Origin of the sequence: Methylomonas sp. LL1 (assembly GCF_015711015.1) — a bacterium.
Taxonomy (GTDB): domain Bacteria; phylum Pseudomonadota; class Gammaproteobacteria; order Methylococcales; family Methylomonadaceae; genus Methylomonas.
The window spans coordinates 2,090,625-2,111,950 of sequence record NZ_CP064653.1; the positions used below are offsets into that span (position 1 = coordinate 2,090,625).

General features: G+C 53.6%; 19 protein-coding genes. 7 read left to right on the top strand and 12 right to left on the bottom strand.

All coding sequences use genetic code 11. The annotated features are described in order from the left end of the window. Positions 1-87 precede the first annotated feature (87 nt). On the bottom strand, positions 88-2,367 hold the full coding sequence (locus tag IVG45_RS09745; RefSeq protein ID WP_196437622.1) for a DNA internalization-related competence protein ComEC/Rec2: 2,280 nt from the start codon (positions 2,365-2,367) through the stop codon (positions 88-90). Between the two features lie 212 nt (positions 2,368-2,579). Here IVG45_RS09745 and IVG45_RS09750 point away from each other — a divergent pair, with 212 nt between their 5' ends. The 3 genes from IVG45_RS09750 to IVG45_RS09760 all read left to right on the top strand — a co-directional run bounded on the left by IVG45_RS09750 (position 2,580) and on the right by IVG45_RS09760 (position 4,808). Then, positions 2,580-3,797 (top strand): PepSY-associated TM helix domain-containing protein, encoded by a 1,218-nt coding sequence (locus IVG45_RS09750; RefSeq protein WP_230874825.1) that lies wholly within the window; start codon positions 2,580-2,582, stop codon positions 3,795-3,797. Positions 3,798-3,863: 66 nt separating this feature from the next. Next, positions 3,864-4,211, top strand: a complete 348-nt coding sequence (locus IVG45_RS09755; protein ID WP_196437624.1) for a hypothetical protein — start codon at positions 3,864-3,866, stop codon at positions 4,209-4,211. An 81-nt stretch (positions 4,212-4,292) separates the two neighbouring features. Further along, positions 4,293-4,808: a DUF2062 domain-containing protein gene (locus IVG45_RS09760; protein WP_196437625.1), complete on the top strand. Its 516-nt coding sequence runs from the start codon at positions 4,293-4,295 to the stop codon at positions 4,806-4,808. Positions 4,809-4,967: 159 nt separating this feature from the next. Here the strand turns inward: IVG45_RS09760 and IVG45_RS09765 are convergent, their stop codons facing one another. From IVG45_RS09765 to IVG45_RS09810, 10 genes are all read right to left on the bottom strand, one after another. Continuing rightward, positions 4,968-6,260 (bottom strand): adenylosuccinate synthase, encoded by a 1,293-nt coding sequence (locus IVG45_RS09765; RefSeq protein WP_196437626.1) that lies wholly within the window; start codon positions 6,258-6,260, stop codon positions 4,968-4,970. Positions 6,261-6,286: 26 nt separating this feature from the next. Beyond that, a complete protein-coding gene (locus IVG45_RS09770) occupies positions 6,287-7,480 on the bottom strand; it encodes an ATP phosphoribosyltransferase regulatory subunit (protein WP_196437627.1) in 1,194 nt (397 codons plus the stop codon). Positions 7,481-7,552: 72 nt separating this feature from the next. Further along, positions 7,553-8,407, bottom strand: a complete 855-nt coding sequence (hflC, locus tag IVG45_RS09775; protein ID WP_196437628.1) for a protease modulator HflC — start codon at positions 8,405-8,407, stop codon at positions 7,553-7,555. A gap of 1 nt (position 8,408) precedes the next feature. Then, positions 8,409-9,599: an FtsH protease activity modulator HflK gene (gene hflK, locus IVG45_RS09780; protein WP_196437629.1), complete on the bottom strand. Its 1,191-nt coding sequence runs from the start codon at positions 9,597-9,599 to the stop codon at positions 8,409-8,411. A gap of 151 nt (positions 9,600-9,750) precedes the next feature. After that, complete coding sequence (gene hflX, locus IVG45_RS09785) at positions 9,751-11,016, bottom strand: ribosome rescue GTPase HflX (protein WP_196437630.1); 1,266 nt, start codon at positions 11,014-11,016, stop codon at positions 9,751-9,753. A gap of 11 nt (positions 11,017-11,027) precedes the next feature. After that, on the bottom strand, positions 11,028-11,270 hold the full coding sequence (hfq, locus tag IVG45_RS09790) for an RNA chaperone Hfq (protein ID WP_196437631.1): 243 nt from the start codon (positions 11,268-11,270) through the stop codon (positions 11,028-11,030). 358 nt (positions 11,271-11,628) lie between these two features. Further along, positions 11,629-13,293 carry an energy-dependent translational throttle protein EttA gene (gene ettA / locus IVG45_RS09795; RefSeq protein ID WP_196437632.1) on the bottom strand — a complete coding sequence of 555 codons (1,665 nt, stop codon included), beginning with the start codon at positions 13,291-13,293 and terminating at the stop codon, positions 11,629-11,631. A gap of 204 nt (positions 13,294-13,497) precedes the next feature. Then, positions 13,498-15,990, bottom strand: coding sequence for a diguanylate cyclase (locus IVG45_RS09800; RefSeq protein WP_196437633.1), 2,493 nt, complete (start codon positions 15,988-15,990; stop codon positions 13,498-13,500). A gap of 113 nt (positions 15,991-16,103) precedes the next feature. Further along, the gene (locus tag IVG45_RS09805) at positions 16,104-16,736 is read right to left on the bottom strand and encodes a pyridoxamine 5'-phosphate oxidase family protein (RefSeq protein ID WP_196437634.1); all 633 of its coding nucleotides are present in this window, start codon (positions 16,734-16,736) and stop codon (positions 16,104-16,106) included. A 19-nt stretch (positions 16,737-16,755) separates the two neighbouring features. Next, on the bottom strand, positions 16,756-17,328 hold the full coding sequence (locus tag IVG45_RS09810; RefSeq protein ID WP_196437635.1) for a TetR/AcrR family transcriptional regulator: 573 nt from the start codon (positions 17,326-17,328) through the stop codon (positions 16,756-16,758). 158 nt (positions 17,329-17,486) lie between these two features. On the opposite strand from IVG45_RS09810, the gene IVG45_RS09815 reads away from it, so the two are divergent. Next, positions 17,487-17,843 (top strand): hypothetical protein, encoded by a 357-nt coding sequence (locus IVG45_RS09815; protein WP_330165391.1) that lies wholly within the window; start codon positions 17,487-17,489, stop codon positions 17,841-17,843. 273 nt (positions 17,844-18,116) lie between these two features. Here the strand turns inward: IVG45_RS09815 and IVG45_RS09820 are convergent, their stop codons facing one another. Then, positions 18,117-19,223, bottom strand: coding sequence for an ISAs1 family transposase (locus IVG45_RS09820; RefSeq protein ID WP_196437637.1), 1,107 nt, complete (start codon positions 19,221-19,223; stop codon positions 18,117-18,119). A 198-nt stretch (positions 19,224-19,421) separates the two neighbouring features. On the opposite strand from IVG45_RS09820, the gene IVG45_RS09825 reads away from it, so the two are divergent. The 3 genes from IVG45_RS09825 to IVG45_RS09835 are packed head-to-tail and all read left to right on the top strand — an operon-like array spanning position 19,422 to position 21,325. Further along, positions 19,422-20,189 (top strand): TatD family hydrolase, encoded by a 768-nt coding sequence (locus IVG45_RS09825; protein WP_196437638.1) that lies wholly within the window; start codon positions 19,422-19,424, stop codon positions 20,187-20,189. Next, a complete protein-coding gene (locus IVG45_RS09830; RefSeq protein WP_230874826.1) occupies positions 20,182-20,988 on the top strand; it encodes a tRNA threonylcarbamoyladenosine dehydratase in 807 nt (268 codons plus the stop codon). The genes IVG45_RS09825 and IVG45_RS09830 overlap by 8 nt, the downstream gene beginning before the upstream one ends. After that, on the top strand, positions 20,981-21,325 hold the full coding sequence (locus tag IVG45_RS09835) for a sigma-70 family RNA polymerase sigma factor (protein ID WP_196437639.1): 345 nt from the start codon (positions 20,981-20,983) through the stop codon (positions 21,323-21,325). The genes IVG45_RS09830 and IVG45_RS09835 overlap by 8 nt, the downstream gene beginning before the upstream one ends. Position 21,326: the final 1 nt, after the last annotated feature.

Here is a 21,326-nt window from a genome sequence, read left to right on the forward strand (position 1 = left end):
GCATTCTACAATTTAAGCCGACCGATCAATCGGCTTGGCAACAATGGGGTCTGGTTTATCGCATCAAGCGCTTGAGAAGCACATTCGCTACCAGTGCGAGTCGCCAATCATCCAATATTTTTTCCGGCTTTGCCGCCACAATTCGATCTGCCATGACTCAACGTTGGTTTTTACGCTGATGGCACCATCTTCGGCGCTGTTAAAACTCCTAATTTTGCGCTTGCGATAACGCTGCATGACCTGACGATGCGGAAATCCGAAGCGGTTCAGGTAACCCGAGGAGATCAACACCAGTTGCGGGTCAACCTGCTTTAAAAACCGGCTGCTGGACGAAGTCTTGCTGCCGTGATGCGGCGCAATCAATATCGAGCTAGCCAGTTCTTGGCCATATTGCTCGACCAATCGGCTTTCTACCGTTTGCCCGATGTCGCCCGTCAGCAGCAGATTGAACCTGGCGTTGCCGACTTTAATCACGCAGGAATTGTCATTACCGTCATCCGATAAACTGTCGCCCGGCCAAAGCACCTTGAAATCGACGCCATCCCATTGCCAAGTCTGGCCGGCTTTGCAGTAGCGGCCTCCGTCCTGCTCCGCCCATTGCGCCACGCTGCTGTAAACACCCCCTACCGGTATGCCAGCCATCAGCGCGGCCGCGCCCCCGCTATGATCGTTATCGCCATGACTGATCACCAAGGTATCGATAGTATTTATGCCTTGATAACGGCAATACGGCAGAATCACCGATTCGCCCATGTCCGCTTGCTCCGAATACCTTGCGCCGGTGTCGAACACCAGCGTGTGGTGTTCGGTCCGCACCACGGCGGCCAGCCCCTGCCCCACATCCAGCAGTGTCAACCAAAACTGGCCCGGCTTCGGCCTGTCGCCGGCAACGAAAATCAGCGGCGCAAACAAAACGGGACTCAAATAGCGGGCAGGCATACCCTTGGGCGCCAGCAGCAATAAGACGCCGACAGCGGCAAACCCAAGCGCATACCAAGGCGGGTGCGGACAAGCCACGGTTGCCAGCGGCCAGGCCGCCATTTGCCATAAGAGCCATTCCAGACACTGCAACAACCTGTCGATCGGCCATAACAGCAAAGCGGCACCGTCCACGGAAAACAGCGCTACGCCGGCCGCCAATAACGCTGCCGGCGTGACCAGTAAACCGATCACGGGCACGGCTATCCAGTTAGCCAATGGTGAAATCAAGGAAGTCTGCTGGAAAAACAAGATTAACAGCGGCGCCAGCCCCACCGCCATCGCAAAATGCAGCTTCGATACTTTGCGCCAATAGCTTTCCCGACCCAGCCTGCCCGACGATATATAAATCAACACAGCCACCGCCGCGAATGACAACCAAAATCCCACCGCCAACACGGCCAGCGGATCGAACAACACCACGGCCAGCAAGGCTAGCATCAATACCCGAACAGGCGCGGTATTGCGCTGGCGGACAATCGCGTACAAACCCACCGTCAACATCAGCATTGCACGCTGAGTCGGAATAGAAAAACCGGCCAGCGCCACATAACCAATAGACACCCACCAGGCCATCACGGCCGCGACATTCTGCGGCGATAGCGTTAGCCCTCCGACCCAAGCCCATACACGGCGGATGCCGAAATAGACCAACCCGGCAATCAAACTGATATGGGAGCCGGAAATCACCATCAAATGCACGATGCCGGTCGCCCTATACACATCCCATTGCCGCCGGCTGATCAAATCCTGACTACCCAGGGTCAAGGCCTTGATCACCCCAAGTTGAGTACCCTCGGGCAAGGCCTGATCCAGCCTATCGGACAAACTCTGCCGGACCGAGGCCACATAGCGTAAAAACGCGAAAGGCGGATCAATTGGCCGGGCAAGCGGCAGGGGTCTAACATAACCCGTGGCGCCTATATGATTGGCAAATAACCAGGCTTCGTAGTCAAAGCCGCCCGGATTACTCAAGCCATGCGGTTGTTTCAACCTGACCGTCAGCTCCCATGCCTGGCCGGCCTTGATCGACATCCCCGGCTCGTACCAGTTCAAACGTAACTTGGCGGGCACACTCTCGTCAGCCCGAGTCACGATAAAATCAAAGCTAACCCTGTTGTCCTGCTGTTTCGGCAAAGTAGAGACATAGCCGCGCACCCGTACATCCCGACCTTGCAAGCCATCGGCCAACCTATCCGTCACCCGCCATTCAGCATAAACGCCCGCCCACAGCATACCCAGCAACAAAATCCAGCCCAGCCGCGCGCGCCGATACAACAGCCACGCCGCCATCAACACTAATACCCCCCATTCCGAAAGACTGGGTAATCTGGACCATTGTTGAACCAGCCCGATACCGATCACAAAAGCCAAAACGCCTACGCTCATCAGTTTGTCCTGTCCAAGCCATTCGCCAAATCCACTAACTTGGCAAGGATTTTGCCGATCGTGTATCTCCCCTGTAAACTGGCGTTAAAATCCCGCTGATACTTGGCATTGCTATCCATATTTTTTCCTTCATGTTTTTCGACTATCGCCGTTTGTTTACCCGGAGCGTTTGGCTCCAATGCCATCTATATTTGGCCCTGGTTTTTGGTTTGTTGTTTGGGTTAATCGGGCTCAGCGGTAGCCTGAGTATTTACCGGGAGGAAATCGACTCGTTGTTGAATCCGGAACTGGTGATAGCTCCCACGCAAGGCCCAGTATTATCGCTGGACAAGATTTTGACCCAGATTCGCAAGGCCCATCCAAACCGACATGGAGCCTGGACCTTGGAATTACCGCGTTCCGAACAAGGCACGATCACCGCTTGGTTCGAAAAACCGCGCGAAAGCGTCGACAAGTTTTACGCACCGTTGATGGTGGCGGTAAATCCCTACACCGGCGAAGTCGTCGGCAGCCGATTCTGGGGACAAACCCTAGGCACTTGGCTGTTGGATATGCATACCCATTTACAACTGGAAAACAGCGGCCGTAACTTGGTTGCGATTCTGGCCGTGTTATTGTCGATTTCGGTCGCCAGCGGTTTGTATTTATGGTGGCCGGGGCGGGCTAGGCTGACTCAAGCGTTTAAAATACGCCAGGATGCCGGCCTGATGCGTTTTCTGATGGATTTGCACCGCCTGCTGGGCTTGTTGAGCGCCCTATTTTTACTGTTGCTGGCCTTTACCGGTTTTCATCTAGCCTATCCCAAACTGCTGGAAAGTCTGACGGCTTCGGCCGGCATGGGCCACGGCGACGAAGGTCCGAATATCCGCAGCACCGCAATACCCAATGATAGGCCCGTCGGCATTGCCGAAGCGGTGTTGATAGCGCGAGGCCTGTTTCCCAGCTCGGAAGTGCGGAGGATTACCACCCCGACCGGTGATTTGGGTACTTATCGCATCAATCTACGCCAGCGCCAAGAACTGAATCAACACCACCCGTTTACCACGGTCTGGGTGGATCGTTGGAGCGGTCAGATTCGTGGCGTGAATAATCCCAGCCAGTTTTCCGCCGGACAGACCTTTACCACCTGGCAATGGCCATTACATACCGGTGAAGCCTTCGGCGCCAACAGCCGTCCGATCTGGTTTATCATGGGCCTGATGCCGCTAACACTCTGGCTGAGCGGAGTCTGCCACTGGTTATCCCGCAAGGGATTGATCCGCGATAGACCGCTGGATTTGATCACGCCGTTACGCTCCACAAGCCGCCTTTTGTGGCAACGCGGATTTTACTACGCTAACCAAGCCGGGCGAGTCCTTTATCCGCTGTTGTTAGCCGCCCTCGGCTCACTCGCCGCATGGTGGGCGGACGTTAAAAATAGACCGCGCTAACACTTGCTTACCTTGCTTGCAGCTGGCATAAATAACCCATAATTTTGAACCATCAGGAGATTGTCCATGAAAAATGCCCTATTGATCATCACTGCCGGCATTATCGGCGCAACGACCCCCGCTAATGCCGGTTCACTCAGTAACGGCAAATGGTCGCCCACCGGTTGCGGCAACGTACCGCAAGCGCCGATGATGGATAATAGCAATATCGAAGCCTTCAACAAAAGTATCCTAGCCTTCAACGACTGGCAACAACAATCCAGAACCTACTTCGAGTGCCTGATCAAGGAAGCCAACACCGACAATCAATTGATTGCCGAGAGCGCCAACAAGGAACAAGAAAAATACCGCGCGCAACTGGAGAAATTCAGCGCGGAAGCCAAGGCGATGGGTGATGCGCTGGAGCAAAAATAACGCGGCAGCCCGAATAACGGCCCAATAAAACCTGTTAGAATCCGAGGCCAAGATGATGTTGACCTTTAGCTGGGTAACGAAATGCCAAAAAAAATAATAAAAAAGTACTTCCCCGATCCGGAAAAAATCAAATCCATCAAAAGCCTGCGTTTTTTGGGTGATCGCTTGCACGACCCTAATTTATGGCATTTGAACCGGCGCTCGGTGTCGCTGGCTTTTGCGGTTGGATTGTTTTTTGCTTGGGTGCCAACCCCGACCCAAATGGCCATGGCTGCTGCTGCGGCGCTGTATGTACGCGCCAATCTACCGGTTTCGGTGGCGCTGGTCTGGATTACCAACCCCATCACCATGCCGCCTTTATTTTATTTTGCCTATAGGCTAGGCATCTGGCTATTGGACACGCCTCATTTCGACGGCGATTTTTCACTGGATACGGTATTCTCCAGCATGGCCGATATTGGCGGTCCGTTTTTGTTCGGCTGCCTAGTATTGGGCATCATCTGTTCCGGTCTAGGCTATTTTGGCATGAAGCTGTTCTGGCGCTTTCACGTGATCTACCACTGGGAAATCCGAAAAAAAGCTAGAGTTAAAGCCTGAAAAGGCGGATGTATGATTAAGTCTGTTGCATCGGCGGAGCCGATACAGAAAATGGCACTGCGTCGGTGATCGAAAACGAGTACCGAGATTTTCATAACGCCGCGATTGGGATTGCCTTCCCCAAACCGCGGCATAATAAGCCAACTTAATCGACTGCCTTTAAGCGAACGGACTTTCCAGGACGATGGTTTCGTTACGATCCGGACCGGTAGACAATATAGTGACCTTCACCCCCACTAACGCCTCAATGCGGGCGATATAAGCCCTGGCATTTTCCGGCAACTGTTCAAACTCGGTAATGCCGGCCGTGGTGCCGGGCCAGCCCGGCATTTCCTCAATGACCGCTTCGCAAGCTTCGTACTGATCGGCTCCCAACGGAGCGATTTCGGTGACTTGCCCATTGATTTTATACGCGGTGCAAATGCCGATTTTATCCATGCCGTCCAGCACATCCAACTTGGTCAGGCAGATACCGCTCAGGCTATTCAATTGCGCGGACTTGCGCATCGAGACCGCGTCGAACCAGCCGCAACGGCGTTTACGGCCGGTGGTTGCGCCGAATTCATGACCCTTGACACCCAAGTGCTCGCCGTAACCGTCATCCAGCTCGGTCGGGAAAGGCCCATTTCCAACCCGGGTGGAATAAGCCTTGGTGATACCCAGCACATAATCGATGTCCAAGGGGCCAACTCCGGCGCCGGTGGCCGCGCCACCCGCGGTCGTGTTGGATGAAGTCACATACGGATAAGTCCCGTGATCGATGTCGAGCAAGGCGCCTTGCGCGCCCTCGAACAAAATATTGCAACCTTGTTGCTGAAAAGCATGCAATTCCTCGCCAACATCGGTCAGCATAGGCTTGATCTGCTCGCCCAATGCCAGCGTATTTTTCAGGATTTGGTCATAATCGACCGGCTCGGCCCGATAATAATTCACCAGCATGAAGTTGTGGTATTCGACCAATTCCTTCAGGCGTTTGGCGAACTCTTCGCCGTTACGCAAATCGCCGGCCCGCAAGCCGCGTCTGGCCACCTTGTCTTCATAAGCCGGGCCTATGCCGCGCCCCGTCGTGCCGATGGCTTTGCTGCCACGGGCTTTCTCCCTGGCCTGATCGATGGCGACATGCACCGGCAAAATCAAGGCGCAGGCTTCGCTGATCTTCAGGCGATTCCTGACCGGAACGCCGGATTTTTCCAGAATACCGATTTCCTTCATCAAGGCTTCCGGACACAGCACGACGCCGTTGCCTATCATGCATTGCACGCCTTCGCGCAACACGCCCGATGGAATCAGGTGTAATACGGTTTTTTCGCCATTAATGACCAGCGTGTGGCCGGCGTTGTGACCACCTTGAAAACGTACCACGGCCGCTGCCTGTTCGGTCAGCAGATCGACCAATTTACCCTTGCCTTCGTCACCCCATTGCGTGCCGATCACAACAACATTTTTTCCCATATATTTTCCAACCTTAAATGAATGCTTTAACGACTAACCAATGGTTTGACAAGCCACTGTTGACCTTGCTTTTCGAGTACGGCATTACATGCCAGATGTTCGGCCTCGCCTTGTTGTTCGGGTAATTGCCGTATCACTCGCACACCTGACGCGCGTAAATCCCTGATTGTTTCAGATAAATCGTGGTCGTCCAGCGCCGGCGCAAAAACGCTTTGCCTTTCGGTATCGGACTTGCCATCCAACAACGAAACCAGAACTTTCAAATCCGCGCTAAAACCGGTCGCGGGTCTGGCCCGGCCGAACACGGCGCCGATATTGTCATAACGTCCACCGCGGGCTATTTCCCGACCCACCGAGGGTACGAAAGCGGCAAAAACCATGCCGGTGTGATAGTGATAACCGCGCAGCTCGGCCAAATCGAAACTGACGGTCAACGACGGATAATCGCGCTGCAATTTACCGGCAATATTTTGTAGATCTTGTAATGCGGTTTCGATGCCGCCGTTACCGGCGCCCAGCAATGTCGCGGCTTTAGTCAAGACCTCGACCCCGCCGTTCAATTTCGGCAAGGCATTGAAAATAGACTTAAAATTATCGCCAATCGCAAATCCTTCCACCAATTCGCTCAGTTCGGTTCGTGCCTTGCGTTGCAACACATCGAACAATTCGGCTTCTTGCTGTTGATTCAAACCGGCCTGTTCCACCAGCGTCCGGTAAATACCGACATGACCCATGTCCAGATGCACGTTTTGTACGCCACTGATGGCCAACATTTCCAGCATCAATTGAATCACTTCGTAATCGCTTTCGATCCCGGCATGGCCGTAGAGCTCGGCGCCGATTTGCATCGGGCTGCGGGTTTTTTCCAGCGGATCGCCCAAGGTATGCAAGGTGGTACCGACATAGCACAGACGAGTCGGCCATTCATGTTTCAGATTATGCGCATCGATCCGGGCGACTTGCGGCGTCATGTCGGCCCGCACACCCAACATTTCACCGCTGAGCTGGTCGGTGAGCTTGAAGGTTTGCAAATCCAGATCGTGCCCGGAGCCGGTCAGTAGCGAATCCAGAAAATCCACGAACGGTGGAATCACCAGTTGGTAACCCCAACAATCGAAAGTATCGAGCAGGTTGCGGCGCAGGCGCTCCAGATAAGCGGCCTGCTCCGGCAACACTTCGGTAATGCCTTCCGGTAACAACCAGGAGTCTTTTTTTTGCATTTTCTCTGTCCCAATCGCAGAAAACGCCCCACGGAGCGGAGCGTTTTTAAACTGCGTGTCGAATGATATGACTTATTTCTGCTGCTTGAAGAATTTGAAGAAATCCGAATCGGGTTCCAGCACCATGATATTGCCGGATTTACCCAGGCTTTGTTTATACGCAATCATGCTGCGGTAGAACGCATAAAAATCGGTGTCTTCGCTATAGGTTTTGGCAAAAATTTCGGCCGCCTTGGCATCGCCGCCACCGCGTAATACTTCGGAATCGCGGTAGGCATTCGCCAGAATGATCTCGCGCTGCTTGTCGGCATCGGCCCTGATCCGCTCGGCGGCTTCGGAACCTTGCGAGCGAAACTCGCGGGCTACTCGCGCCCGCTCGGCTTCCATCCGCTGATACACCGAAGTACTGACTTCGTTCGGCAAGTCGATGCGTTTAACCTGAACATCGACGATATTGATGCCCAGCTTCAGCGCATGCGGTGAAACATTGGTGATCAATGCCTCGCGGATAGCGCTACGGTCGGTGGAAACCAGCTGCTTGATCTCGCGCTTGCTGAATTCGCTACGGAAGGCATCCTTGATGATCTGATCCAAGCGGATATTGGCTTGATTGGCATCGCCAGCCACCGAGGTATAAAAGGTTTTGACATCGGCGATCCGCCATTTGACGAACGAATCCACGATGACGTTTTTCTTCTCCGCGGTCAGGAAGCGTTCGGGGGTTGAATCCATGGTCAGGATGCGCGCATCGAACTTCTTGACGTTGTTGATAAACGGTAATTTGAAATGTATGCCCGGCTTGAAATCCACGCCGACGATTTCACCCAGCTGAAACTTGATGGCCCGCTCGGTCTCGGCAACGGTAAACACCGACATGGCTAACACGATTATCACTGCGCCAACGGCGACTACTATTTTATTTCCCATCTCAGCGTCCTCTCACATCGCGTTCACGGCTTGAAGCACGGCTATCGGTCTTCAATTCTTTGGCGGGCGGCGCGACAACCGACGCGGGTTCGTGATTGACCGGAGCAACCGGCGCCTCATCTGCCGCTCGATTGGTCAGCTTGTCCAACGGTAAATACATGATGTTATTCCCCCCCTTGACGTCAACCAACACATTGTTGGAGCGCTCCAATACCGATTCCATCGCTTCGATATACATGCGTTGCTTGGTCACCGCCGGGGCTTTTTTGTATTCGGTCATTAATTGAGCAAACCGGCTGACATCACCATTGGCTTGAGCAATGACTTTTTCCTTGTAACCTTCGGATTCCTGCACAATACGCGAGGCCGCGCCACGGGCTTTCGGCACCACGTCGTTGGAATAGGCCTCTGCTTCGTTGATCAGACGCTGCTTGTCTTCGCGGGCTCTGATGGCATCCTCGAACGCGCCTTGTACTTGCTCGGGCGGCTGCGCATCCTGCAAGTTGACACTGGTCACCAAAATCCCGGTTTTATAGGCATCCATCACGGATTGAATCTCCGATTTGATCGCCAACACGATGTCGCTGCGGCCCTCGGTCAACACGAAGTCCATGTTGCTTGCGCCTATCACGCCGCGCTCGACGCTCTCGGTAACTTGTTTCAAGGTGGAATTGGGATCCAGCACATTGAACGCATAATCCTTTGCATCCTTGACCTGATATTGCACGGCCAGACGCACGTCGACGATATTCTCATCCTTGGTCAACATCATGGCTTCCTTGGGCACCGAACCCATGGCCTGCCCACTACCGGAACGATAACCGACTTCGATAAAGCGTTGCTGTTCGACATTGATCACTTGCACTTGCTCGATCGGCGCCGGGATATGCCAGTTCAGGCCGGGCGTGGTGGTATCGACATAGGCACCGAACCGGGTAACCACGCCGCGCGTGCCCTCGTCCACGGTATAGAATCCGCTTAAACTCCACAGAACCACGGCGCCGACCGCCAGATAACCCACGGCTCTCATCGCAGAACCGTCGGACGAACCGCCTCCGGAACCGCCGCCAAAAATACCGCCCAATTTATCCTGTAATGAACGAATCACTTCGTCCAGATCGGGCGGACTGTTTTTATCATTTCGACCACTCCAGGGGTCTTTTTTATCACCACCGGGCTCATTCCAGGACATACCAAACACTCCAATTGGATTGTAAACTCTAACTCGTTTGCCAAGGCGCAAACACCGCCCTGCCTTACAGCGCGACAAAGTCGGCCATTCTATCGTAAATTCTCGATTTCCGGGCAATTAACTAGGTTGCCTGCCCTGATTCAAAGCGCAATTAGGCCACTTCTTCGGCCTTGATGTCCTTCAGCAATCCTAGATGTTTTTTATCGATTTCTATCGTCAACTCGCAATCACCATGGTCATTGACGCTTTCATCGATAAATCGCACCAAACCAAACCATTTGGCTTTCAGGCCGGCTTGATCGGCGGACAAATAGCACTTTCTGATGACCTTGCTGCCGAGGAAAAATTCAGTCAAGGCTTGCTGTAACAATTCGCAACCGTCTCCTGTTTGCGCGCAAATCCAGACACTGACCGGCTTACCGCCGGCATCGTAATCGATATGCGGAGAGACGCCTTCCAGTAAATCGATTTTATTGAACACCCTCAGTTGCGGTATTTTGCCGGCATCAATATCCTCCAACACTTGATTGACCTGAAAGATGGTATCGTCCCTATCTTCGGCGTGCGCATCGATCACATGCAGCAATAGGTCGGCTTCACTGGCTTCCTGCAAGGTCGAGCGAAACGCCGCCACCAATTCGTGCGGCAAATGCCTGATGAACCCAACCGTGTCCGCCAGAATGACCTCGCCGCTATTGCCTAAAGGCAGATGCCGTAAAGTAGGATCCAAGGTGGCGAATAATTGATCGGCCACATAAATGTCGGCGCCGGTCAGCGTATTGAACAAGGTCGACTTACCCGCATTGGTGTAGCCCACCAAGGATACTGCCGGAATTTCGGCCTTTTTGCGCTTGCCGCGGCCTTGATGGCGCTGCTTTTGAACTTTTTCCAGCCGTTGCTGGATCTGTTTGATCCGCACGGCCAGTAAGCGGCGGTCGGTTTCCAACTGGGTCTCGCCCGGGCCGCGCAAGCCGATGCCACCTTTCTGCCTTTCCAAATGAGTCCAGCCGCGAATCAAACGGGTCGACAAATGCTTGAGCTGAGCCAGCTCGACTTGCAACTTGCCTTCGAAGGTTTGCGCGCGCTGGGCAAAAATATCCAGAATCAGGCCGTTTCTGTCCACTACCCGCACTTCCAGGGCTTTTTCCAGATTGCGCTCCTGGCTGGGTGATAAAGGATGGTTGACGATGACGATATCCGCTTCATGCTCGGCAATGGCCGATTTCAACTCATCTAGCTTGCCTATACCGACGAAGTATTTGGGATCGGGCCGATGGCGACTGCCGGTGACAACATGGATAGGCTGTGCGCCAGCCGACTTGGTAAGTTCTTTCAGCTCGTCGAGGTCTTCTTGCCCGACTTGCAAATTCAGGTGAACGAGAATGGCTCGCTCACCCGCATCAGGACGTTCAAACAAACAATAACCTCTTAATTATCGTCACTGGTATCGGTATCGCGATGCATGGTGACATTTTTGCTGGGCACGATGGTGGATATCGCATGCTTATAAACCATTTGATTGACGGTATTTTTCAACATCACCACGTATTGATCGAAGGAATCCACCCGGCCTTGCAATTTGATGCCGTTGACCAGAAAAATCGACACAGGGGTATGCTCTTTTCTAAGGGCATTCAAAAAACTGTCCTGCAAGTTTTGCGCTTTTGACATCCTCTTTCTCCTTATTATTGTTCAGGCTGCGGCTATACATTACCTGCTATACCTGCTGATTTCAACACACTGCAACCGGGGATTAGCCACCGAGTCTAAATTAAGATTGTGGCTGGTTAATCAATTTTCAAGTAAAAACCCGATTTACTCCAAATTCGGTATGAATTTGCCATGCCAACCGAATCGATATTGATTGAACCAAGCCGAAAAAATTCCCCGAAAAAGTCCGGAAAAACTAAAACATTTAAATCATTGCGGATAGCGCAATATCGGCTTGGTCAAGATAGCGAAAAAGCAAACCCACGTTTCAAAAAAAATTGATCCGTGGGCGTGACTATTCGCGGCTTTGGCAACCGCGTTAGCCGATTTTTTTGTACTTAATCCGATGCGGATTGTCGGCATCCGTGCCCAAACGGCGATGACGGTCGGCTTCGTAATCGGCATAGTTGCCTTCAAACCATACTACCTCGCTATCGCCTTCGAACGCCAACATATGCGTGGCAATCCTATCCAGGAACCAGCGGTCATGCGAGATCACCACCGCGCAACCGGGGAATGCCAGCAAGGCTTCTTCCAGGGCTCGCAAGGTCTCAACGTCCAGGTCGTTGGTCGGTTCGTCGAGCAGCAACACGTTGCCGCCGCTTTTCAACAGCTTGGCCAGATGCACGCGGTTGCGTTCGCCGCCGGAGAGTTCGCCGATGCGTTTTTGTTGATCCCCGCCCTTGAAGTTGAAGCGGCCGATATAAGCCCTCGATGGCGTCTCGTACTTGCCGACCGTGATCATATCCAGACCGTCGGAGATTTCTTCCCAAACCGTCTTGTTGTCGTCCATGTCGTCGCGCAACTGATCGACATAAGCCATCTGTACGGTTTGGCCTATGATGATTTCGCCGGAATCGGGTTTTTCGACGCCGGCCATCATTCGGAACAACGTGGTCTTACCGGCGCCGTTGGGGCCGATGATGCCGACGATGCCGCCCGGCGGCAGCTTGAATTCGAGATTATTGATCAACAGCCGGTCGCCGAAGCCTTTGCTGATGTTATTGGCCTCAATCACCACATCGCCCAGGCGCGGTCCGGGTGGAATATAGATTTCCTGGGTTTCGTTACGTTTTTGAGTCTCGACCGAGGACAATTCCTCGAAGCGGGCCAGACGCGACTTGCTCTTGGCATGGCGGCCTTTCTGATTGGAGCGCACCCATTCCAGCTCGGCTTTCATGGCTTTCTGGCGGGAGGACTCCTGTTTCTCCTCCAGTTCCAGACGTTTTTCCTTCTGCTCCAGCCAGGACGAATAGTTGCCTTCCCACGGAATACCCATGCCGCGGTCCAGTTCCAGTATCCAGCCGGCGACGTTGTCGAGGAAGTAACGGTCGTGAGTCACCGCCACCACGGTACCTGGATAATCGTGCAGGAAACGTTCCAGCCAGGCTACCGATTCGGCGTCCAAATGGTTGGTCGGTTCGTCCAGCAGCAGCATGTCGGGTTTGGACAGCAGCAGGCGGCATAGGGCGACACGGCGCTTTTCACCGCCGGACAATTTGGTGACGTCGGCATCCCAATCCGGCAATCGCAAGGCGTCGGCGGCGACTTCCAGCGTGCGTTCCAGATTGTGGCCGTCGCAGGCATTGATAATGTCTTCGAGTTTGGCCTGCTCGGCGGCCAGCGCATCGAAATCGGCCTCGGGATCGGCATAAGCCGCGTACACCGCGTCGAGCCTAGCCAGCACATCCTTGATTTCGGCGACGGCTTCTTCGATATTGCCGCGCACGGTTTTGTTGGGATCGAGCTGCGGCTCCTGCGGCAAATAGCCAATCTTGGTACCTTTTAGCGGAATCGCTTCACCTTCGATTTCGGTGTCGATACCGGCCATGATCCGCAGCAGCGTCGACTTACCCGAGCCGTTTAGACCCAATACGCCGATCTTGGCGCCCGGAAAAAACGACAGGGAAATATTTTTGAGGATATGTTTTTTGGGCGGCACTACCTTGCCGACCCGGTTCATCGAGAAAATATATTGCGCCATTGTCTTTCTGCTGAAGAAGATAAAGCAGCATTATACCGTGGCCCGCTGAAATACAAGGTTGTAATTTCTTCCGCGTAACATTTACCAATGAACGGCTCGAAGAACCAAGCCTTTCGCAACGTTCTCCCGACGATAGGACAATTCCTGGGAGCTTTAGGCGGCATGATTCTCGAATGCCTCGGCTTGATATGATTATCCGGCGCTTTATCGAGACTTGGGTTTGACTGAATCGGCGCGGATACGGAAAAATGCGCGATCCTCTTTTAGAATATGCTCGGCAATCAGTTCGTGAACTAAAAACTGAAACAGTTCGCCGATTGCCAGACTACCCTCGCGAAAGCGGTTCAGCAGAACATTGGCCCGCTCGGCAAGCTGCCGATGGCTGGCCGCGTGTTTCCTGGAGCCTGGTAAGTCAATCTCGGAGAAGATAGCTTCCTCGGTTTTAAAATGTTGGCTTATATCAGCCATCAACCCCTCTATCATCGCTATCACCCGATCCGCCGGCGATTCCGATAGTATTGCCGCAAGCAGGTCATTGGCGCGATGAAACAGCGCGCGGTGTTGCTCGTCGATCCGCGCATGGCCGCATTCATAGTCCTCATGCCAAGCCAATTTCATATAATTGGTAGAGATATTGGCCCGAGCATGCCATACCGTTTCGGATGCCATCCGGACCTGATTGCGGCCGCTATTCTTGGCCAGATAAAGTGCATCGTCGGCCTGTTTCAATAGCGTTTCGATGTCGGTCGGTTCGCCGGTCAACGGGGCGACGCCGATCGAGACGGTGACCCGCAGCAGCGCGCCGGCCTCGGATTGCATAATAGTGTCGGCGGCCGCCAACCTCAAACGCTCGGCGGCTTCCCTTGCCTCGCCAACATCGGTCTCCGGCAGAATCACGGCGAACTCCTCCCCGCCCAGGCGGCCGATAATATCGACCTCGCGCAAGGTACGCCGCAGTATGGCCGCGAATCGTTGCAGCACTCTGTCGCCGGTTTTGTGGCCGTGATTGTCGTTGACCGCCTTGAAGTGGTCGATATCGAACATCAACAACGAGAACGGTTTACGGTAGCGCAGGGCGCGAGCCAATTCCGCTTCCGCCAACTCGATGAAATAGCGCCGATTGGCCAGTTCGGTGAGAAAATCGGTGTGTGCCTGTCGCTCGAGTTCGTCTTGGGCCTGATGGTGCTCGATGGCGATGCTGGCGAGATTGGCGGCATAACCGATACGCTGGAGATCGCCGTCATCGGGCTCTTGCGGTTGGCGATGATAAATGGCGAAGGTGCCTAACAGCCGGCCTTTCGAAGACAGGACTGGCTCGGACCAGCAAGACTCGAGTTCCGCTTGGGCCGCAAGCGCCGTATATGGCGCCCAATAAGGATGAGTCTTAATGTCGGCGACAACGACCCGTTGTTTGGTAAATGCGGCAGTCCCGCAGGAACCGACACCATCGCCGATTTCCAAGCCGTCGACGGCTTGGTTATAGAAATCCGGCAAGCTGGGCGCCGCGCCGGTTCGCAGGTGCCGGCCGTCGCGATCCAGCAACAGGATGGAGCAGATCATGCCGTGGTCTTCCGCTTCCACGCCGCAAACAATGTCATTCAATATTTGTTGCAACGGAGCGCCGGTGGCAATCAATTCCAGTGTCGAATTGCGTTCATGGTCGCGCTGCTCGGCGAGCCAGCGATCGGTGATGTCGCTAAAGTTGACCAAGCGCCGGCCTCCGACCCAAGACACTGTAATGATGACATAGCGAATAGAGCCGTCCTTACAGACAATGGGCGCTTCGAGCGTCGGCGACTTGGTGCCGGCATCCCTGGCGGCCGCGACTCTGCCAGCCCAGTTAGCGACAACTTCGTTGCGGAACTTTTCATCCGGATAGGCGAGCCGGTACCAATCCTCAACGGTCGGAATGTCCTCCATTTCGTAGCCGAACAGTTCGGTAAATTTTTGATTGATGTATTCCACTTTACCGTCGGCGCGCGACCAACCAACGCCGACCGGCGAGGAATCGAGAATGGCTTGCAGTTGAGTCTGACTGGCGCGCAAGGCGTCTTCGGTCCACTGCCGTTCCGCGACTTCGGCCGAAAGCTGGCTGTTTTTCGCCGCCAACTCGGCGGTACGCTGATCGACGCGTTGCGCGAGTTCCCGATTCAAGTCGGCCAAACGCTGTTCGGCTTCGTGTTGGCGCAGGCGGGTAAGTCCGTTCTCGGCTAGCATCCGCGCCAGCTGCACGTAAAATGCCATGATAGGCTCGATACGCTCCCTGGGGACGACTGGCACCTTGCGTATCGCCGTCAGATAGCTCTCCTCGTCGAAGCCGCATTCTTGAGCTTGGCGGCGGAAGAATTCCATGTCTGGCGGTTCGTGCAGCAGTTGGCCGAAGTATAGCGTTGCCAGCTGCCGGCCTTCGATGACGATGGGGGTGGCGTAGTCTATCAAACCATTCCCGCAAGCGGAGCCGACAAAGGAACCCTCGCCGAGATGCTCGCTCAGGTAGTTATTACTCTCCAGGCAACGGGCGTTGCTGCAAGGATTGGTGCGATGAAAATCCGTGCAGGCTTCCTGCCAGCCAATCGCGCTGATGATATTGTTGTCGGCATCGACCAGCCCGTGCAGAATGCCGGTCGCTTGGTAAAACGACTTCAACATGCCGCGGAAGGCTTCGATGTCGACTAGATCGGTGAAACGATAATCCATGACGGTTCAGGCGCGGCTAAAGCTCGGAGGGAATGGTAGATTATCCGAGCTAAAGGCAAACACATCCAGAAAAACATTATTTATCGGTTTAACGCCCGATAGGCAACAACCTTCTAATCGCGATTCAAAGCCGCCGCCGCGTCCTGTTCGTGGCCGGCTAGATGCGCGTCGCGCGGCGGCAACACGTCGGCGACCACCTCCAAACGCTTCCAGGCCGGCGCCGGCGTTTCGCAATGCGATTTCGGCACGAATACCGATTCTTCCTCCAAGATCATTTTATGAATATAACGCGGACAATTGGGAAACATTTCCCGTATTTGTACCCGCACGATCAACTGCGCTTCCGGCCATTCCGCCAACAACGGATCGTCATCCTGAATAAACGCGCCGCCGTTGACCCGCAACCGGGCCTGGCGTTGAAAATCGACGAACAACAAGCTGACGTGGCGACTGACCAACACATTACCCGCCGACAAATACATGCCGCTGCCGTCGTAGAGCGGAAACGCCAGGGTTTGTTCGTCCAACACTTTGACCAGACCGACGCTGCCGCCTTTATAAGAACAGTCGGGGCGCCCCTCGCTATCGACGGTGGCCAGAAAGAACATGTTTTGCGCTTCGATAAAGGCTTTGTCTTCCGGGCTGATTTGCGGACTGACGATGGCCTCCGCCAAACGATCGGCCAGTGGCCGGGTTTCAAAACGGTCTTGTAACCGTCGGCTGCCTTCGTGGTAAAAATCGGTCATCGTATACTCCAACTATTGATTAATGTGTGCCGCTCAAGCCGCTTGCTATCAAAACGCTAGCGGCCCGTTTGGCGTGTTCGGCCGCCCCGGAATGACGCTGCATTTGCTCGGAAACGATCGCGCCCTCGACCAGCAGACTCAATTGCAACGCCAGACTATCCGGCGCCGCAATACCGCACTGTGCGGCCAGATCGCTGATATAGCCTCTAAATCGATCGTAAAACTCCGCCGACACCCGATGCACCGGATTGCCTTCCAGCGGAAATTCCGCCGCCGCATTGATGAAGGCACAACCGCGATACTCCGGAATTTCCAGCCATTCGCCGATCACATCAAAAATCGCCAACAGTTTGTCCTCGGCTTGATTCGCCTTGCTTTCGACCCGATCAACGAACCAAGCAGTGAAATCCGCGTCCCGCTTGCGCAGAAAGGCAAGAACCAAATCGTCCTTGGAGGGAAAGTGCTTATACAGCGTCATTTTATTGGAACCCGCCAGCGTGGCAATGGCATCGACGCCCGTGGCCTTGATGCCTTGACTATAAAAAAGCTCGGAAGCGGCTTGCAGGATACGGTCTCGCGGCTTGTTTTCCATTCTGAACGGTAAGATAAAAGCAGATTGACAGTATACTGAGCGGTAAGTAACATTACAACTTACTGACTAGTAAGTTTATTTTTGGTCAGTACATTATTTTTAGCCAACAATAATAAAGAGGCGTTATGGAAGTTTTATTAATAGGCGCAGTCGCTTGCATGGCTGCACTGATACTATCAGCCTGGCTGATGACATTTGCCCGTTGGTTTCCGATCGAAGGTATCGATGGCAAGTTTTTGGTCGACTACAAAACCATGATCAGGGCTCATGTCGATTATGCACTGATGGCCTTGTTCAATTTAGGCTTTTACGGTGTCGGCATCGAATTGCCGGTTATTGCTTGTTGGTGCGTGGCAATAGGCGGCTTTGCCAATCCGACGGTTTTCGTGATTGCGGCTTTTGATCCCGATTTCTGGAATAAAACCCAATGGAAAATTTATTCGGCCTTGAGCTTTGTGGTCACGACCATTGGTTTTGTTGGGGTGGGGGTAGCGCTACTGAAACATGCTTTGTAACTAATGAATGTGATAAGGGGGCCGCGCCGGAAGCATCCATCTTCGTGGACGGAAAATCGCTTTCCGGCAGCATCCGGGCTCCGCGGGAACAAGCTGGACAGCCGATAGGCGTGAATGATTGCATAGCGCCACCTTGGGCACAGTAGGTGGCGCTACCGGGGCGTATCATTTTAACGACGGGCCGTACCGGTATTAGATCAATAGTCGCGTTGGCGACTCATCTGTGTATGATTATGCTCTTTGAGAATTGGGACAAAGCCCAGGGCAATCGCGCTATGTAGCTTCTGTCCCAAAAAGTAACTTGAAGCGATAGTTGTCGTTTAGACAGGCCCGCAGTTTACGGCGCTTCAAGCTATCTTTAGTTGGACCGTTGTTCCTGAGCAGATTCAAGGCCATCCGTCGCATCAATGCCAGATTTTCGGCGGAATGATCAGTTCTGGCTCGATTGGCGTCTTCGCCAAATTGCACATCCAACACCCAGTGCTGTGAGTTTTCAATCGCCCAATGTTGTCGGACACCTTTGGCAAAGCGCGACAAATCGGTAAATGAGCACAAATAGTAACGATGCTCGACCGAGGTTTTATCGCCGATGATGCGCGTTGATTCAACCCTTCCAACGGCTTGTAGTCCGGCCCAGTCTGGCTTTTGCGTCAGCCAATCAATCTGGGTACTCAAGCTATAGCGGCGTATTTCGATGCGCCCGTGACTTTTGTCGATCGTTTCATGGATGGGTAATCGACTTTGGGCATTTTCCGTATCCAGCCAGAGTCGAACGTCTTCGCAAAGCAAGGCGTGATTATCCTTGAGAGCCAACACATAATCGGCTTGCGCCGCGACGATGGTTTGGGTAATGGCTTTTTGGCAGCCCATGGCATCAATCGAGATCAAGGCGCCTTGAATATCCAACATCGACAACAAATCCGGAATGGCCGTGATTTCGTTAGTTTTTTCGCCGACCGCTTGCTGCGCTAATACCCAGCGCGCTTCAGCGGCAAAAGCACTCATCAAATGCACGGCTTTATCCCCTTCACGACTGCCGCGCAGGGTTTTACCATCCAAACAAACTTGCTGACCCGAAAGGCTGGGCAAGGCCGCCCGCACCCAACACTGAAAGGCATCCGCAAAGGCTTTGGGATTCAATCGCCCAAATACATCGCTCAAGGTATCGTGCGAGGGAATGCCGTTCGGTAGTGCCAGAAATGTCCTAAGCCAATCTTCTTTTTCTTCGGCAAACTCTTCCATGCCTACCCAGTCTTCAATGCCACTCAACACCGCGCACAATACAATCATGACAATATCGCCGAGGTTGTGCAGCTTGTTTTTGGTTTCGCGCCGCGGGTCTTCAAGATTAGCCAAATAGGGCATTGGATCAGGTAACATCTGCGTTTTGGGGCAAATCACTATATTAAACGATAGGATCGGGCAAGTGCTACATAGCGCGATTGCCCTGGGACAAAGCCATGATCATTGGTAAAATGAAACTCAATCCGTTCCGAAGCCAATTACGCCGGCCGCACCCATTGCAGTTGCTTCCGGTGCAGACTTCGGTTCACTTTTCGCCGCAATCTTAGAGACTGAATGCGGCACGAATTCGACATTCTTTCACCTGATGGCAATCTGATCGATATTCATTGCCATCGGCAGACACCAGCCGGCCATGTGCAAATCGTCAGCCTGGATACGATGGAATTTGCCGCTGGCCCATGGACTCCATCACCGGATCTCATCGCGCCATCCAACAACGAGTCGGCCGCGAAAACCTTACTGGTTGATCATGAATCCCGCCGGTATTTTAGTCTCGGCATCCACCCCTGGTTCATCGAACGTCAGGATAGGAATCTGGCTTTGCAAACCTTGGCCAACGCCAGCCAGAACCCCAAGCTGCTGGCAATAGGCGAATGCGGATTGGATAAATGCATCGCCACGCCGATGAGCCTACAGATCGAAGTATTTACTCGGCAAATCGAATGCGCCGAACATATCGGCAAGCCGCTGATCATTCATTGCGTGAAGGCGTTTAATGAATTGATTCAAATAAAAAAAAACTGTAAAGCAGGGCCGGCATGGATAATTCACGGTTTCAACGCCAATCCGGTGCTGGCCGAGCAGCTGATAAATCAAGGCTGTTATCTGTCCTTGGGCAGGGCCTTACTAAATCCTCGCGGCAAGGCCGGCCAAGTGCTAACTAGGATGCCTCTCGATCGTTTGTTTCTGGAAACCGACGCCGCCGAGGATACACAAATTGGTGCAATCTATGCCGCGGCGGCTAAAATTGTCGGCCTTGACATCGCAACCCTGCAAGAACAAATCCACGGCAATTTTAAAAGAGTATTTCTAAATGACTGATTTAAGCTGGCTATCCCGCACCGAACTGCTGATCGGCAAGGCCAAACTGGACAAACTACAAGCATCGCATGTACTGGTGGTGGGCATGGGCGGGGTCGGTTCGTTCGCCGCCGAATTCATCTGCCGGGCCGGTGTCGGCCAAATGACCATCGTCGACGGCGACGTGGTCGATCCCAGCAACCGTAATCGGCAACTGCCGGCGCTGGCCACCACGCATGGGCAATCGAAAGCCGATGTAATGGGCGAGCGTTTATTAGCGATCAACCCCGATTTAAAACTGACCATCAGGCACGAATTCATCACCCCCGATAGCGCCGATGACCTGTTGAGCCGGCATTACGATTACGTGGTCGACGCCATCGACAGCCTGACGCCCAAAATTACATTGATTCGCGCCGCCAAGTCCCGCAAGATGAAAATCATCAGCTCGATGGGCGCCGGCGGCAAGCTCGATCCCACCCACTTAAAAGTGGTGGATATTTCCAAGACTTATAACTGCCCGTTCGCCCAGTTCATCCGGATACGCCTACGCAAACATGGCATCAGTCGCGGCGTCAAAGTGGTGTTTTCACCGGAAGTGGTGAACAAGGATTCGCTGATGTTTACCGACGGCAGCAATTACAAAAAATCCGCCTATGGCACGATTTCCTATTTGCCGGCGGCATTCGGCGGAGTCTGCGCCTCGGTGGTGATCCGTAATTTAATTCATGACCCGGCGACACACCACGCGTCAGATTCGCTTCCCACTTCCTCCGGCGAACCCGCGACTAGCGAATATTCGGAACAACATCATGAGTAAACCTAACACCCCACTACATTCCGGACCGATTCAGCTAAATCTGATCAATAGCACGCGTTTACAAACATTGCGAAATCAATCCAGCGGCGCCGGTCAAGATCCGCATCGACAGTCCGCATTCAAAAATGTCGGCCATCCGGATCATGAAGAAGACGCTCAAACCGCAAGGTTACGGCAACGCATCGATCAGCGAGTCATTGAAATACTGTCGCAATTACCGGCGGGCAAACAACGCAGTTTGTTCAAGCTCCGCTTCGGCCTGGAGTTAGATGAACTGAAGCAGTTGCCTATCCGACAAGCCGCCGAGATTTTGAAAATCAAACCCGACCGGCCATGAC